Source organism: Streptomyces sp. NPDC018019 (assembly GCF_044327805.1).
In the GTDB taxonomy this organism is placed as follows: domain Bacteria; phylum Actinomycetota; class Actinomycetes; order Streptomycetales; family Streptomycetaceae; genus Streptomyces.
Map to the genome: position 1 here is coordinate 170,674 of NZ_JBIRGD010000020.1, position 15,527 is coordinate 186,200.

Below are 15,527 nucleotides of genomic sequence, written 5' to 3' on the forward strand. Positions count from 1 at the left end.
CTCCGGGCATGCGCCGTAGTGCGCGCCGCGCGGGGCCGTCGTGGTGAGCGGAAGGGCACGTCCCGCATCCAAGCGGCGGCCTCCTTGATGCCGGACGGCGGCCCCGGGATCACCTCACCGGCCCGGCCCCGCCGCCCCCACCGCCGTGTCCAGATGCGCGGCCACCTCGCGGCCGATCCGGGACAGGGGTCCTGCCTGGGTCATGGCGTGGTGGGTGCAGGCGATGTCGTGGTTCTCGATGTGGCCGGTGACCAGATGACGCCAGGACTCGGCGGTCGGGGCGTGGGCGGGCTTGCCCTCGGTGGCGTGGAAGTACAGCAGGTCGCCGTCGAAGATGCCCTCGGAGAAGGTCGGCAGCAGCTTCACCGAGTTGGTGAACACCTCGGTGACGGCGGTGAGCCGGTCCTCGCCGAGCGCCGGGTGTTCCTTCAAGGAGTCGAGCACCTCGCCGCCGCCCTCGCCCCGCAGCACCGCCGCCACGCCCGGGACCGTCAGCGGACGCGTGAACCGGTCCGGGTCGTGGCCCGCCGCCTCCAGGAGCAGCGCCAGGATGTCGTGTTCCGTCACGGCGGAACCCGTCGCCCCGTGCGGGTCGATGGGGCGCGAGTCGAGCATGGCCAGCAGCGCCACCCGCTCTCCCCTGGCCTGGAGCCGCACGGCGATGGCGTGCGCGAGCGCGCCACCGAGCGACCAGCCGAGCAGGTGGTACGGGCCGGCGGGCTGCACGGCGCGGATCTGCCCGACGTAGTCGGCGACCATCTCCTCGAACGTGGTGGGCAGCGCCGCCCGCTGCGCCAGACCGCGCGCCTGGAGTCCGTACACCGGCAGGTCCGGGCTCAGATGGCGCAGCAGCCCCGCGTAGCACCAACTGAGGCCGCCGGAGGGGTGGACGCAGAACAGCGGGGGCCGGCTGCCCTGGGTGCGCAGTGGCAGCAGCACCTCGAAGCCGTCCGCTCCGCTGCCGGATTCCAGCACCGTGCCCAGGTCGGCGACGGTGGGCGCTTCGAACAGCGCGCGGATGGACAGTTCGGTGCCCAGGGCGGAGCGGATACGGCTGATGAGCTTGGCCGCCAGCAGAGAGTGCCCGCCGAGGGCGAAGAAGTCGTCGTCGATGCCGACCTGCCGTACGCCGAGCACTTCGGCGAACAGCGCGCACAGCACCTTCTCCTGGGCGCTGCGCGGCGCCCGGCCGTCGCGGGCGGCGGGTGCTTCGGGGGCGGGCAGGGCGGCGCGGTCCAGCTTGCCGTTCGAGGTCAGCGGCAGCTGGTCCAGGAGGACGAAGGCGCCGGGGACCATGTACTCGGGCAGGCGGGCCGTGGCCCAGGCGCGCAGGGTCTCGGCGTCGACCGGCGCCGGTTCGGGGGCCGTACGGCCGGGTTCGGCGCGCCGGGAGGCGGGGATACGGCCGCGCGCGGTGCGGCCCGGCGTTCCGCCGGCGGGCACGACGTACGCGGTCAGGCGCCGGTCGCCCGGGGTGTCCTCCCGTACGGTCACCACCGCGTGGGCGACGCCCGGGTGCCGTGCCAGGGCCGTCTCGATCTCGCCGGGCTCGATGCGGAAGCCGCGCACCTTGACCTGCCCGTCGGCGCGGCCGAGGTATTCGAGGATGCCGTCGGGCGTCCAGCGCGCCCGGTCGCCGGTCCGGTACATACGGGAGCCCGGCGCACCGCATGTGCACGGCACGCCGGGGTCGCCGCAGGTGCCGCCCGCCGACCCGCCGCCCGCGTGGGCGAACGGGTTGGCGACGAACCGCTCCGCGGTCAGCGCCGGCCGGCCGAGGTAGCCGCGCGCGATCTGGTCGCCGGCCAGGTACAGCTCGCCCGGCACACCGGCCGGCACCGGGTTGAGCGCGGCGTCGAGCACATACGCCTGGACGTTGCGCCCGGGACGCCCGATGACGGGCGTTTCCCCCTGGTCGGCGATGCGGCAGTACACCGCGTCGACGGTGCACTCGGTCGGCCCGTAGTAGTTGTACGCGGTGGTGCCGGGCAGGCCGCGCAGCGTCTCCCACAGGGCGGTGTCGACGGCCTCGCCGCCCACCATGAGAATCCGCGGCCGGTGCCGGTCGCCCGTGAACAGCCCGGCGGCGAGCAGCTGGTGCAGATAGGTGGGGGTGAGGTCGAGGAAGTCGATGCGCCGGTCGGCGATGTAGGACACCAGGGCGGCCGGGTCGAGGCGTACGGCGTCCTCGACCAGGTGCAGTTCGTGGCCGGCGGCCAGGAACAGCGGGCCCTCCCAGGCGGTGTCGAAGGAGAACGCGGCGGTCAGCGCGGCCCGCAGGCGGCGCCGGGCCGCGGCCGTCTCCGGGTCGATCAGTTCGGCCTTGTGGTCGAAGAACAGGTTGGTCAGCTGGCGGTGTCCGACGACGACGCCCTTGGGCTGCCCGGTGGAACCGGAGGTGTAACTCACGTACGCCGGGTGGTCCGGCGCCAGGGGAGACCGCCGGTCGGCGTCCGTGGGGTCGGTGTCCGGCCGGCCCGCCAGGTCCCGCGCGGCGGCCGGGCCGTCGAGGCACAGCGCGGGGGCGGTGTCCGGCAGGCGCTCGCCGGCCGCGGCCGTGGTGAGGACGCACACCGGGCGGGTGTCGGCGAGCAGGAAGCGGATCCGTTCGGCGGGCAGTTCCGGATCGACCGGTACGTACGCCGCGCCGGTCTTGAGCACCGCCAGCAGGCCCGCGATGTGCTCGGCCGTGCGCGGCAGCGCCAGCGCGACGAACGTCTCGGGCCCGGCGCCGCGTGCGATCAGCGTGTGGGCCAGCCGGTTGGCGCGGGAGTTCAGTTCGGCGTACGTCAGGGTGGTGGCGCCGCAGACCAGGGCGGTGGCGGCGGGCGTGCGCCGGGCCTGGTCCTCGAACAGGCGGGGCAGCGTGGTGGCCGGGACGCTGCGGGCGGTGTCGTTCCAGCCGGTGGTCACCCGGCGGCGCTCCGCGGCCGGCAGCAGGTCGATGCCGCCGACCGGCTGCGCGGGGTCGACCTGGGCCAGCGTGTCCAGCAGGGCCAGGAAGCGGCGCTGGTGGGCGGCGGTGGTCGCGGCGTCGTACAGGTCCGGGTCGGCCTGGAAGTCGATGCGCAGGCAGCCGTCGTCGGTGCGCTCGTAGACGTTGACGCCGAGGCCGGTGACCGGCCCGTTGGAGAGGTTGTGCAAGGTGGCCGGGTGCCGTCCGAAGCTCAGCTCCGGGTCGTAGCCCATGATGTTGATGCCCCAGTCGCCGAGGAGGCCGCCGGTGTGCGCGGCGCCCAGCTCCTGGACGAGGTACGGCGACGGGTAGCGCTGGTGGCGCAGCAGCCCGCGGGCCCGCTCGGAGGTGTGCCGCACCAGCTCCCGTACGGTCGTGTAGGGGCCCAGTTCGACGTGGAGCGGCAGCACGTTGGCGACCATGCACGGCGCGCTGCGGGGTACCGCGCCGACGCGGCCGGTCACGGTCAGGTCCAGCGTCACGTCGGGGGACCCGCTCATCCGGTGCACGTACAGCGCGAGCGCGGCCATCGCGACGACGGGCAGTCCGCAGCGGGTCTGCCGCGCCAGGGCCCGCAGGCCGTCGGCGGCGGGCGCGGGCAGGTGGGCGGTCTCGCGGACGAAGCGGTGCGGGACGGTGGCCAGCCGGCCGGCGAGACCGGTTTCGGCGGCCCGGCCGGCGACCTGCCCGGCCCAGAACTCCCGGTCCCGGGTGAACCGTTCGGAGGCGTGGTAGTCGGCCTCGTCGGCCAGCAGGTCCTCCAGGGTGCCCAGCCGGCAGGGCGGCACCTCCTCGCCCGCCTCCAGCGCGGTGTAGATCTCGGCGACGCGCTGGATGAGGAGCGAGAACCCGTAGCCGTCCAGGACGATGTGGTGCAGGGCCATGTACAGCACGCAGTGGTCGTCCGGCAGCCGCAGCACCGCGAAGCTGAACAGCGGGGAGCGGCGCAGGTCGACGGGCTTGCGCAGGTCGGCCCACATCCATTCCCTGGCCCGGGTCCACGCGTCGGGGGCCGGGACCTCTCCGGCCGGGCCGGCGGCGGTGCCGTGCGGGTCCCGCAGGTCCACGACGGGCAGCGGCCAGTCCGCCGCGAGGTCGGGCACCTGCCAGACACCGCCGTCCTCGTCGGTCTCGAACCGGACCCGTACGGCGTCGGTGTCGGCCACGGCGCGGCGCACCGCGGCGCTCAGCACGGCCAGGTCGACCGGGCCGTGGATGTCCACGTACTCGGCGGCACGGTAGATGGGGTTCTCCGTGTCCAGCTGCTGGGAGAACCACATACCCGTCTGCGCGGCGGTCAGCGGCAATCGGCGACCGCGGTGGCCTGGCTTCCTGTTCATGCTTGCCGTCTCCTGACGAAAGTGCTGGTGTTCAACGGCGGCCGGGCCGGTGGCCGGGCCGTCCGACCGGTCGCAACTCACGCGCCATACAGGGCCAACGAGCACACATGACGGGTGTATCGGTTCGTCGGCAAATCTCTTTGCACACGTGTGCGGAGACGGCGGCGGACCGCGGTGCGCGGTCCGCGGGGGCGGCCGTTGCCGCGCAGCTCACGGGCGGGATTCCGGTTGCCGCACGGACGGTGCCCGGGGGCCGGGCGGCGGGCCGGTCCCCGGCCCGCAGTCAGGCGTACGTCGAATGCGTGCGCCAGGCCGGGCCGCCGGGGTCACTCTCCGGGGCGTACGAGGTCCGACGGGTCGGTGTTCGCGCCGCACACCACGACGCACACCCGCTCGCCGGGCGCGGGCCGGTACGCGCCCGACCGGAGGGCGGCGAAGGCGGCTGCCGTGCCGTGCTCGACCGCGAGTCTGCGATCGTCCCACAGAGCGCGGCGCGCGGCGAGGATCGCCTCGTCCGGCACGAGCAGCGAGACCGCCCGGCTGCGCCGCGCCCACTCCAGCGCCATCCCGGTGGCCCGGCGGGCGCCCAGCGAGTCCGCCGCGACGGAGTCCACCGGCACGTCGACCACCCGGCCCGCCTCGATCGCCGCGTTGAGCGCCCGGCAGTTCTCCGGTTCGACGGCCACGACCCGGACGCCGTGCCGGTGCGCGGCCACGGCGACCCCGCTGAACAGGCCGCCACCGCCGACCGCCACCACCACCGTGTCCAGGCCGGGCAGCGCGGCGCGGATCTCCTCCAGCAGGGTGCCGGCGCCCGCCGCGATCAGCGGGTCGTCGTACGCGTGCGACGCCAGCGCCCCGGTGCGCGCGACGTGTTCCCGGGACGCCTCCAGCGCGGTGGCGTACTCGGTGCCCGCCTGGCGCACGTCGGCGCCGAGCCGGCGCAGCCGGGCGACCTTGACCGGCGGCGCGGTCTCCGGCACGAACACGGTGGCCCGGACACCGTGGCGGGCCGCGGCCCAGGCGCAGGCCAGCCCGGCGTTGCCCCCGGAGGCGATGACCACGCCGGCCTCGGGCAGGGTGCCCGCCGCGCGGTGCGCCGCGAGGAAGTTCGCCGCGCCGCGGGCCTTGAAGGAGCCGGTGTGCTGGGTGAACTCGTAGGCGAACCAGCCTTCGCCGGGACCGAAGGCGCCCGGATCGGCCGGCGCCAGGGTCACCGGGCGCACGTCCCCGGCGATCCGGCCGGCCGCCGCCGTCACGTCCTCGTAGCCGATGCTGCTCATCGCGGACCACTCTCCCGGGTCGAACGCCGTCAACGGTGCCGTCCGGCGGGGAGGTCCGTCCTCCCGTCCGGACCGGACCAGTTGATCACGAGGTGCCGCGGACCTGCCGCCCCCGGTCGCGCCAGAGGGCGAAAGTCCCGCCCGGTCAGGACTTTCCGCCCTTGGTGTACGGTCCGGCACGGAGAAATGATCTTGGTAAGCCGGGCCGGCGGCACGTCCTGGCCGCCGGCCGACCGAAGGGAAGTATCCGCTCGTCATGACATTACGTACGCCCGCCGCGCTCGCCCCGGCCGCCGCGGCGGCCCTGTTCGTGGGACTGCTCCAGGCACCCGCCGCCCAGGCCGCCGACGGGCCGCGGCCGTCCGGTGCCCGCGCGCTGGACGACGTGCTGTGCATCTACAGCACCGAGATCACCGACCGCACCACCGGCGGTTACGTCTGGGACGTGGCCAAGCGGGCCCACGCGCTGTGGAAGAGCGACGACTTCCAGCACAAGTACGGCCGGCTGTCCTACGCCGAGCAGACGAACAAGCTGCTGTACGAACTGAACGTGAGCCAGCACGTGTTCGGGCACAGCTGGCTCGTGCACTTCAATTCCGGCGGCGCCCTGCACCGCAAACTCGCCGGGGGCGAAGAGGCCCGCTACGACACCTATTCGTTCCAGCCCGACGACCCGGACGGAACCAACGGCGACGGTTCACCGGTCGACGGCATGTCCGTCAATTACACCGGTTACGACATCAACGTCCCGGGCAAGCCGCTGGTCGAATGGGACCGGCCGAGCCGCAAGCAGGACCAGGGCCAGGCGTATTCTCCGCGGGCCGCGCGCTGCAAGAAGCTGACCGGCACGCAGCAGAAGGCCTTCGACCGGGAAATCCGGCGGCGGGCGGAACTGAACGAGAAATACACGCTCCTGCCCAGCTGGAATTTCGTCCTCACCGGCGGCTGGGCGGGCACATCCGCCCGGAACTGCACCACGTTCGCCCTCCAGGTCTGGGACGCGACCATGCAGGACGCCCCGGCCGAACGCCTCGACGCGCCCGGCGGCTACCCCGCCGCGGACATCAACAAGCTGGGCGGCAAGGTCCCCGGCGACCTGACGCAGAGCGAATTCTCGGCGTGGATACCCGCGCTCGCCGGCAAGTGGATCCGCGAGAAGAACGGCGGCCACAACGAGAACGCGGAGGTCCCGCGCTTCGCCGACGACGTACTGGCGCCGTCCGACGCGCGGTAACCGCCACCGCGCGCACCGGGGCCGGGAGACCCGCCGTCCGGCTTCCCGGCCCCGCCCGCGCCCGCGCCGTGCCATGGTCGTGGCACACCGCCCCACCCCAGGGAGCCACCGTGCCCGACCGCACCCCGCAGCCCCGTACCCGCTCCGACGCCGCCGCGCGGCCGCCCGCGGCCGGCCCCGCGGACCTGGTGATCGAGGGCGGCACCGTCCTCGTCCACGACGACCGGGACGGCATCGGTTTCGCCGAGGACGCCGCGGTCGTCGTGGACGACGGCCGGATCACCGCGGTCACCACGGCCGCGGCGGTGGCGGACCTGCCCGCCGCCGAACGCATCGACGCCCGGGGCCAGGCCGTCGTGCCCGGCCTGATCAACTGCCACACCCACGCGCCGATGGTGCTCTTCCGGGGCAGCGCCGAGGACCTGCCCACCGAGGAGTGGTTCAACGAGCGGATCTGGCCCGTCGAGACCAACCTGACCGACCACGACGTCCGGCTCGGGGCCCTGCTGGCCTGCGCCGAGATGATCCGCGGCGGCGTCACCACGTTCGCCGACCACTACTTCGCGATGGACGAGGTGGCGCACGCCGTCCAGGTGAGCGGGCTGCGGGCGAACCTCGGCTGGGCGTACTTCTCCTCGATGGGCCCGGCGGGCCGCGAACGCTCCCTGGACTTCGCGCTGCGCCGGCGCGGCGGGGCCGGCGGCCGGATCACCACCTCGCTCGCGCCGCACGCCCCGTACACCGTCTCCGACGCCGACCTCCGCACGAGCGCCGGGCTCGCCCGCGACCACGGCCTGCCGGTCCACCTGCACGCCGCCGAGAACCGCGCGCAGACCGAGCACAGCCTGGCCCGCCACGGCCGCACCCCGGTCGAGACGCTGCACCGCGCCGGCCTGCTGGACGTGCACCTCCTCATCGCCCACGGCACCGGCATCCTGGAGCGGGACCTGCCGGTGCTGGCCCGCGCCACCGGACGCGTCGGCGTCGCCACCGCCCCCAAGGGCTACCTGAAGTTCGCCTGGGACCCGACCCCCGTACGGCTGTTGCGCTCGATCGGCATCCCGGTCGGCCTGGCGACGGACGGCGCCGCGTCGAACAACACCCTGGACGTCTGGGAGAGCATGGCGCTCACGGCCCTGGTGCAGAAAGCGGCGGAACGGGATCCGCGATGGCTGACCGCCCGTCAGGCGCTCGACCACGCGACGACGCAGAGCGCCCGCGCGCTGGGCCTGGACGGGCAGGTGGGGCGGCTGGCGCCGGGGCACCGGGCGGACATCGTGCTGGTGGACCTCACGGGGCCGCACGTCCAGCCGGTGCACGACACCGCCGCGGCCCTGGTGCACAGCGCCCGGTCCGGCGACGTCCGCACCACCATCGTCGACGGCCGCGTCCTGATGCGGGACCGCCGTCTGCTGACCCTCGACGTGTCCGCGATCACCGCGGAACTCCGCGGCCGGCTGCCCGCCCTGCTGGACCGCGGCCACGGCAACCGCGTCCAGCGCTACGACGGGTGACTCACCGCGTCCGGGGAGGCGCCCGGCTGCGGATCGCCACGTCCGTGATCTGCGCGTGCGGCGCCACCGCTCTGGTCGCCCCGCGGCCGGCGCGTACGGGGCGCGGTACGGACCGGCGTGCGACGGTACGGCGTCCGTCTGGGTATCGTCGGCCGTCGGGCCGGTGATCAACCGGTGATCGGATGACGCAACGCGAAAGGTGCAGGCGCTGTGCGACGCCCTCAAGGCCGCGACCACGACCGGGACGACGACCGCGGCCACGGACACGGCCGCGGATACGGCCGGGACCGTACCCACGGCCGCGCCCCTGACCGGCGGCGGGCCGACCGCCCGCAGGGGATCCGCGACGGCCTGGCCGGGGAGCTGCGCCGGATGGACGGCGCCTCGTACGGCAGGTACAAGTCGCTCCTCGGCTCCTGGGCCATGCCCGGTTTCACCCTGGAGGTGATCCGCGGGCAGTCCGACCCGTACGCGCCGCCCGCGCGGGTCGCCCTGCGCGTACCGGCCGAGGAGGCAGGGTTCCCGGCGGACCTGTGGGAGTCGCCGGTGCGGCGGCGGGCGCTGGCGAGCTACCTGGCCCGGCGGGCCGCCGAGGCGGCCGACCACCGGTCGCTGCGCGTGGACGCGGGCGGCCAGGAGGTGCTGGAGCGCAGTTCCTGTCTGGTGGACGCACGGGACGGCGCGGTGACGCTGCGGCTGGGCGTGGACCTGCCGGGACACGGCCGCCGGATCGACGGGCACGCGGCGGAGCACGTCCTGTGCGGGCTGCTGCCGAAGGTGGCCGAGCGCGCGCTGCGGTACACGTCCCTGGACGCCGACGACGTACGGGCCTTCGCGGACGCCGTTGAGGACTCGGACGCGCTGCGCGCCGCGCTGCCCGGCCTCGGCCTGGTGGCGTTCGTCGCGGACGGCGCGGTGCTGCCGCGGCGCAGCGGCGTGGACGACCGCCCGGCGACGGGCAGCGGAGTCGTCCCCTTCACGTCCCCCGCGGAGCTGCGGGTCTCCGTCGATCTGCCGCACGCCGGGACGGTCACCGGCATGGGCGTACGCGAGGGCGTCACCCTGATCGTCGGCGGTGGCTTCCACGGCAAGTCGACGCTGCTGCGGGCCCTGGAGACCGGCATCTGGGACCACGTGCCGGGCGACGGCCGCGAGCTGGTGGTGGCCCGGCCCGACACCGTGAAGATCCGGTCGGAGGACGGCCGGCGGGTCGAGCGGGTCGATGTGCACGCCTTCGTGGACCACCTGCCGAGCGGCGCGGACACCACCGACTTCCGTACGGACAACGCCTCCGGCTCCACCTCGCAGGCCGCCTCCCTGTGCGAGGCCGTCGAGGCGGGTGCCCGGGTGCTGCTCATCGACGAGGACACCGCGGCCACCAACCTGATGATCCGGGACGCGCGGATGCAGGCCCTGGTCGCCAAGGAGCGGGAGCCGCTGACGCCGTACGTGGACCTGGTGCGCTCGCTGCACCGGGACCACGGGGTCTCCACGGTGCTGGTGATGGGCGGTTCCGGTGACTACATGGAGGTCGCGGACCAGGTGCTCATGATGGACGCGTACCTGCCGTCCGACGTCACCGGGCGGGCGCGGCAGCTGGCGGCGGTACCGACCGGCCGGACCGCGGAGGCGGAGTGCTTCCCCGGCGTCGCGCACCGCCGCCCGGACCCCGGTTCGCTCGACACGTCGGTACGCGGCCGGTCCCGCATCCGGGCCCGCGGCGACGACGCGCTGACCTTCGGCGAGCACGACGTCGATCTGCGGGCCGTCGAGCAGATCGCGGACGCGCGCCAGGTGGTGGGCATCGGCCTGGCCCTCGAACTGATGGTGCGGCGCGGGTACGTGGACGGCCGGCGCACGCTGGCCGAGGCACTCGACCTGCTCGACGGCGACCTGGAGGACGGCGCGCACCGGCTCCTCGCCGTCCGCGACGAGGACTTCGCGCTGCCGCGCCGCCACGAGGTCGCGGCGGCCCTGAACCGGCTGCGCGGCCTACGGGTCCTGGGACGGCCGGCGGGGACGGCCGGAGAGCGCGCCTAGGACCGTCGAGCGGGGGGGCAGGCTTCGTCTCCGTACGCGGGCCGCCCCACCGCCTCACGTCCCGGACGGCAGCGGATCGACGCGCCGGATGCCCGCCCGGCGCACGGTCTCGCGCCCCGCCTCGGCGGCTCGCCGGACCAGCGCGGGGCCGTCCCAGTGCGGCGGCCAGCCGTCCCACAGGCGCAGCCGGCCGCCGACCACCACCGCGCGGATCTGGTCGCGTCCGGCCAGCCGTACCAGCTCCCACCCCAGGTCCCAGGACGGCGTCAGCTCCGGTACGCCGAGGTCGACGACGAGGAAGTCCGCGGCCTTGCCGGCCGCGATCTCGCCGGTGACCCGGCCGAGGCCGAGCGCGTCGGCGCCGCCCGCGGTGGCGTGCTCCAGCCACAGCCGTCCGGCGCCGCACACCGCGTCGCCGTTCTGCAGGCCGAAGGCGAGCCGCTGCGCGGTCTCCGCGGCGTCCACCAGCCGGAATCCGTCGCCGCGCGTACCGTCGGTGCCGATGCCGAAGCGCACGCCCAGGGCGGCCATCGTCCCGGCCTGCGCCACGCCGTTGCCCTTCCACGCGCTGGCCACGGGGTTGTAGCCGACGGCGGCCCCGCTGTCGGCCAGCAGGCGCAGTTCGCCGGGGGTGAGCAGGGTGGCATGCGCGCCGAGCGTGTGCGGTCCGAGGGCGCCGACGTGGTGGAGGTGTTCCACCGGGCGCCGGCCGACGCTCCTGAGGGAGCGTTCGACGGAGACGAGGTGTTCGTTGACGTGCACCTGGAAGACGGCGCCCGCTTCGGCGCACAGGCGCGCCGTGTGCCGCAGCACCTTGTCGTCGGCCGCGTCCTCCGGCACGGGGATCGCCAGCGACGGGTGGACCAGCCGGGTCCCGTCCCAGCGGGCGAGGTGCCGTTCGCCGCCCGTGCCGTCCGAACACACCCGGCCCAGCACACAGCGGATGCCCGCTTCCTGGGTGGCCTGGGCCAGGACCGCGACGTCCACGGGCGCCCGGGTCCCGGCGTCGGCGACAGTGGTGAAGCCGCCACGCAGCGCTTCCAGCGCGGCGAGTTTCGCCGCCAGGTAGGCACTCTCCTCGTCGAGCGCGCGCTCCAGCGGCTCCCAGACCGTCTTGAAGATCTCCGACGGTTGGCCGAACGCCTGGGCCTTGCCGAAACTCTGCGTCAGATGGTGGTGCGCGTCCACGAACCCCGGCATCAGGAGGCTGCGGTCCAGGCGTACGGGGGTCAGGCGGTGATGCGCGTCGATGAGCCGCCGCGCGGGGCCGATCTCCCGGAAGACACCGCCGGCGACGTGTACGGCGTGGTCCTTGACCGGGCCGCCGGGCAGCAGGAGCGCGTCCGGTACGAGCAGAAGTTCCTCGCCTGCGAACTGCTCGGCGCGGAGCGCGGGCACGGCGGCGGACGCCGGGCCCGCCGCCGAGGCCGCCGTCAGCAGGCCGCCCGCCCCGGTCAGTCCCGCCTGCACGAGGAACGTCCGGCGGCCGACTCCCGTTCCCGCGTCACCGAAAGGATCCGGTGCCCCTTCCCCGACGTCCGGCCCGCCCTCGCCCGCGCGCCGTTCCTCGTCCGCCACCCGCTCCGGTCCGTCGCTGCCCCGTTCCCCCTCTCCCCCGGCCCGCTCCCCCGCGTCCCCGGCCCGCTCCGGCCCTGCCTGGTTCGCCAACACGCTCTCCTCCGTGGTCGGTTCTCCCACCGCCCTCTCCCGGGTGGGCCGACGATAAAGGAGCCCGTAACACGGAACAACCCTTCCGGCATACGGGAGATGACCTTTCCATGCCTCTCGCACCGCTCCAGGTGGCGGAACCCGCCGACCGGGCCCGCGTTCTCCCACGTCCCGGCGTTGCCGCAGGTCACCGGGGGTGGCGTAACGTCCGGGAAATCTCCGGAGCCTAGGTTGGGCAGGCGCCCGGCACCAGGTCGCCCGGCGTGCCCCGAACCGAGTCACGGAGCTGCCATGACCGTGTCGTCCCCCGACCCGTCCGCTCCGGCGGGCCCACGCGCCCGGTCCCGCGCGGACCGGGCCCGGCAGGTCGCGGAGGTGCTGCGCCGGCAGATCGCCTCCGGCGCCTTCCCCTCCGGCGTCCTCCCGGACGAACGCAGCCTGATCGCCGACCACGGTGTCTCGCGGAACACCGTCCGCGAGGCGCTGGCCGTGCTGCGCGACGAGGGCGCCGTGGAGCGGCGGCAGGGCGTGGGGACGGTGATCCGCGGCCGTACGTACGAGCACACGCTGGAGCGGCTGACCGGGCTGGCCGAGACCCTGGCGCCGTACGGGCCGGTCAGCAACGAGGTCCGGGTCGCGGACGTGGTCCGGCCGCCCCGGGAAGTGGCACGCAAGCTGGGTGTCCCGGACGGCGGGCAGGTGGTCTACATCGAGCGGCTGCGCCGCCTCGGCGCGGACCCGCTGTCGCTGGACCTGACGTACCTGGTCACCGACATCGGCCTGCCGCTGCTGGACGCGGACCTGGCGGGCCGGGACCTGTTCGGCCTGATCGAGGAGTCCGTCGGCGGCCCGCTCGGATCGGCGAGCGTCACCGTGCACGCGGTCAATGCCGACCCCGGCACCTCGGCCCTGCTCGGCACCTCGCCGGGACAGGCGGTGTTCACGGTCGAACGGCTGACCCGGCTGCCGGACGGACGCCCCGTGGACCTGGAGTTCCTGCGCATCCGGGGCGACCGGCTGGCGTTCCGGGCGGAGCTGGGGCGGGGCGCCGGAACGCCGGGGAGCCCGCCCGCCGGCCACGGCCCGGCAGGGACGGCCGATGACGCGTGACACCGGCACGGGCCGCACAGGCCGCCTCAGTCGTACCAGCCGCACCGATCGCACCGGCACCGTCTCCGCGCGTACGTCCGCCCCCGGCCCTGCCCACACCACCGCCCCGACCCGCCGCACCATCGCGGTGATGTGCCTGTGCGTGACCCTCGTCGTCGGCATGGTCTCCGCCGTCAACCTCGCCATCCCGTCGCTGTCCCGCAGCGAACTGCGGCCCTCCGCGGAGGCGGTGGTGTGGGTGGTGGACGGCTACGTGGTCTTCTTCGCCTGCCTGCTCGTCCCGGCCGGCGCGCTCGCGGACCGGCTGGGCCGCAAGGGCACCCTGCTCGGCGGCATGGCGCTGTTCAGCGCGGGCTCCGCGCTGTGTGCCGCGGCCTCCGGCATCGGCGCGGTGATCGCCGGGCGGATGCTGAGCGGGGCCGGCGCCGCCGCGGTGCTGCCGACGACGCTGGCGCTGCTGGTCGCGGACGCCGCACCGGAACGCCGGCCACGGCTGGTGGCGGTGTGGGCGTCGATGACGGGGCTGGCCGCCGTACTGGGCAACGTCGGCGGCGGCGCGGCGCTCCAGACCGGCTCCTGGCGGGCGCTGTTCCTGTGGGTCGTCCCGCCCGCTCTCCTGGCCCTCGCCCTGGCCGCCGCCTGGGTCCCGGCCGCCAGACGCCACGACCGTCCGGTCTCCCCGCTCTCCGCGGCCCTCCTGACGGCCGGCTTCCTGGCCCTGCTGACGGGCATCGTGTCCGGCCCGGAGTCGGGCTGGCTGGGCGTGCGGACGGTGGGCGGCTTCGCCCTCGCCGCCGCGCTGCTGACCTGCTGGGTACGGTACGAACTCGGCCGTCCGGACCCGGTGCTGGACCCGCGCCTGTTCGCCCTGCCGGTCGTCCGGGCGGGAGCACTCGGCATGGCACTGGCCTTCGTCGGCATGTTCGGCCTGTTCTACGTCAACGGCCAGTACCTCCAATACGCGCAAGGCCACTCGCCTTTGGGGGCGGGCGTGCGCCTGCTGCCGATGGCCGCGGCGCTGCTGCTGGCCCCGCGCTGCGCGGGGGCGCTGGAACGGCGCCTGGGCGGCCGGGCCACCGTGGGCGCGGGACTGCTGGTACTCGCGGCGGGCCTGGTCACCGTATCGACGGTGAGCGCGCACACCTCGTACGCCCGCTACGCCCTCGGCGCCACGCTGACCGCCGCCGGCTGCGGGCTGGCCACTCCCCTGCTCTCGCACGGCATGATGGCGGCCCTGCCCCCGGAACGGGCCGGGACCGGCTCCGGACTCCAGAGCCTGGCACGGGAGTTGGGCAGCGCGCTGGGGATCGCGATCAGCGGCAGCGTCGTCACCGCGCTGTTCACCGCCCGCCTGCCCGCGGCACTGCACGGCCCGCACCCCCCGACGACCGTGGCCGCGGCGGAACGGCGGCTGAGCGTGTCCGGGCCGGTGGACGGCAGCCTGCGGGAGGCGGTGATCAGTGCCTTCACCGGTTCACTCGACGTGGCGATGCTCGTGCTGGCCGCGGTGGTCGTGGCGGGCGGGGTCCTGGTGATCGCGTGGTACCCGGGCCGGCGGCGGGGCGACTGACCACCCGCCCGCGCATACCCCATCCCTACACCGCACTTGACAAGATCCACCCATGAACCCCCCGATCCCGCCCGTCGTACCCACCGGCCGCATGCGCGACAGCGAGCAGCCTGCCCTGCCGCTCTCCACCGGCGCCGAGTTGCGCCCGTGGCGGCCCGACGACGCGCAGGTACTGGTCGCCGCTTACCAGGACCCGGACATCCGCCAGTGGAACCGGCCCCCGGACGTCTCACCGGAGGAGGCACCGGCCATGATCGCCCGCTGGCACCGGCGGTGGCACGACGAACAGGCCGCCATCTGGGCCGTCGTGGGCCCGTCGGGCGGGCCCCCGGTGGGGCTGGCCGGACTCGCGGACATCGATCTCCGCGGCGGCAGCGCGGAATTCCTCTACTGGCTGCTGCCGACCGGCCGCGGGCACGGACTCGCGGCGACGGCGACGGTACGGATCGGCCAATGGGCCGTGCAGGACCTGGGCCTGCACCGGCTGCGGCTCACGCACTCCGTCGCCAACCCGGCGTCCTGCCGCGTGGCGCAGAAGGCCGGGTTCCGGCTCGAAGGCACCATGCGCAGCGCCCTGTTGCACGCCGACGGCTGGCACGACGAGCACCTGCACGCCCGCATCACGGGCGACGACTGGCCGGACCACTGAGCGCGGGCCCTTGAGCACGGGCCGGCGCGGCGGTGGCCCGGGCAGTCCGTCGTACGCCCGGGCCGTACTCAGCCGGTGGTGTGGCCGGAGAGGCGTTCGACGCCGCGCAGGAGGGCGGAGTGGTCGAGGTGGCCGTCGCCCTGGGCGCGCAGGGCGGTGATCA

Annotated in this window: 9 protein-coding genes; 6 read left to right on the forward strand and 3 right to left on the reverse strand. The window is 75.0% G+C overall.

Annotation, left to right across the window (positions count from 1 at the left end; all coding sequences use genetic code 11):
* Positions 1-114: 114 nt before the first annotated feature.
* On the reverse strand, positions 115-4,296 hold the full coding sequence (locus tag ACH4FX_RS29445; protein ID WP_398483985.1) for an amino acid adenylation domain-containing protein: 4,182 nt from the start codon (positions 4,294-4,296) through the stop codon (positions 115-117).
* A gap of 326 nt (positions 4,297-4,622) precedes the next feature.
* Positions 4,623-5,579, reverse strand: a complete 957-nt coding sequence (locus tag ACH4FX_RS29450) for a threonine/serine dehydratase (RefSeq protein ID WP_398483987.1) — start codon at positions 5,577-5,579, stop codon at positions 4,623-4,625.
* A 256-nt stretch (positions 5,580-5,835) separates the two neighbouring features.
* Here ACH4FX_RS29450 and ACH4FX_RS29455 point away from each other — a divergent pair, with 256 nt between their 5' ends.
* The 3 genes from ACH4FX_RS29455 (at position 5,836) to ACH4FX_RS29465 (ending at position 10,367) form a co-directional block, all read left to right on the forward strand.
* A complete protein-coding gene (locus tag ACH4FX_RS29455) occupies positions 5,836-6,813 on the forward strand; it encodes a hypothetical protein (protein WP_398483989.1) in 978 nt (325 codons plus the stop codon).
* 110 nt (positions 6,814-6,923) lie between these two features.
* Positions 6,924-8,327 carry an amidohydrolase gene (locus tag ACH4FX_RS29460; protein WP_398483991.1) on the forward strand — a complete coding sequence of 468 codons (1,404 nt, stop codon included), beginning with the start codon at positions 6,924-6,926 and terminating at the stop codon, positions 8,325-8,327.
* 210 nt (positions 8,328-8,537) lie between these two features.
* The gene (locus ACH4FX_RS29465) at positions 8,538-10,367 is read left to right on the forward strand and encodes an ABC-ATPase domain-containing protein (RefSeq protein ID WP_398483993.1); all 1,830 of its coding nucleotides are present in this window, start codon (positions 8,538-8,540) and stop codon (positions 10,365-10,367) included.
* Positions 10,368-10,421: 54 nt separating this feature from the next.
* On the opposite strand, the gene ACH4FX_RS29470 is transcribed toward ACH4FX_RS29465, so the two are convergent.
* A complete protein-coding gene (locus ACH4FX_RS29470) occupies positions 10,422-11,765 on the reverse strand; it encodes an amidohydrolase family protein (protein ID WP_398484012.1) in 1,344 nt (447 codons plus the stop codon).
* A gap of 561 nt (positions 11,766-12,326) precedes the next feature.
* Between ACH4FX_RS29470 and ACH4FX_RS29475 the strand changes: the two genes are divergently transcribed.
* The 3 genes from ACH4FX_RS29475 to ACH4FX_RS29485 are packed head-to-tail and all read left to right on the forward strand — an operon-like array spanning position 12,327 to position 15,364.
* Positions 12,327-13,145 carry a GntR family transcriptional regulator gene (locus ACH4FX_RS29475; protein ID WP_398483995.1) on the forward strand — a complete coding sequence of 273 codons (819 nt, stop codon included), beginning with the start codon at positions 12,327-12,329 and terminating at the stop codon, positions 13,143-13,145.
* Positions 13,135-14,715 (forward strand): MFS transporter, encoded by a 1,581-nt coding sequence (locus ACH4FX_RS29480; RefSeq protein WP_398483997.1) that lies wholly within the window; start codon positions 13,135-13,137, stop codon positions 14,713-14,715. The genes ACH4FX_RS29475 and ACH4FX_RS29480 overlap by 11 nt, the downstream gene beginning before the upstream one ends.
* 52 nt (positions 14,716-14,767) lie before the next feature.
* Positions 14,768-15,364: a GNAT family N-acetyltransferase gene (locus ACH4FX_RS29485; RefSeq protein WP_398483999.1), complete on the forward strand. Its 597-nt coding sequence runs from the start codon at positions 14,768-14,770 to the stop codon at positions 15,362-15,364.
* Positions 15,365-15,527: the final 163 nt, after the last annotated feature.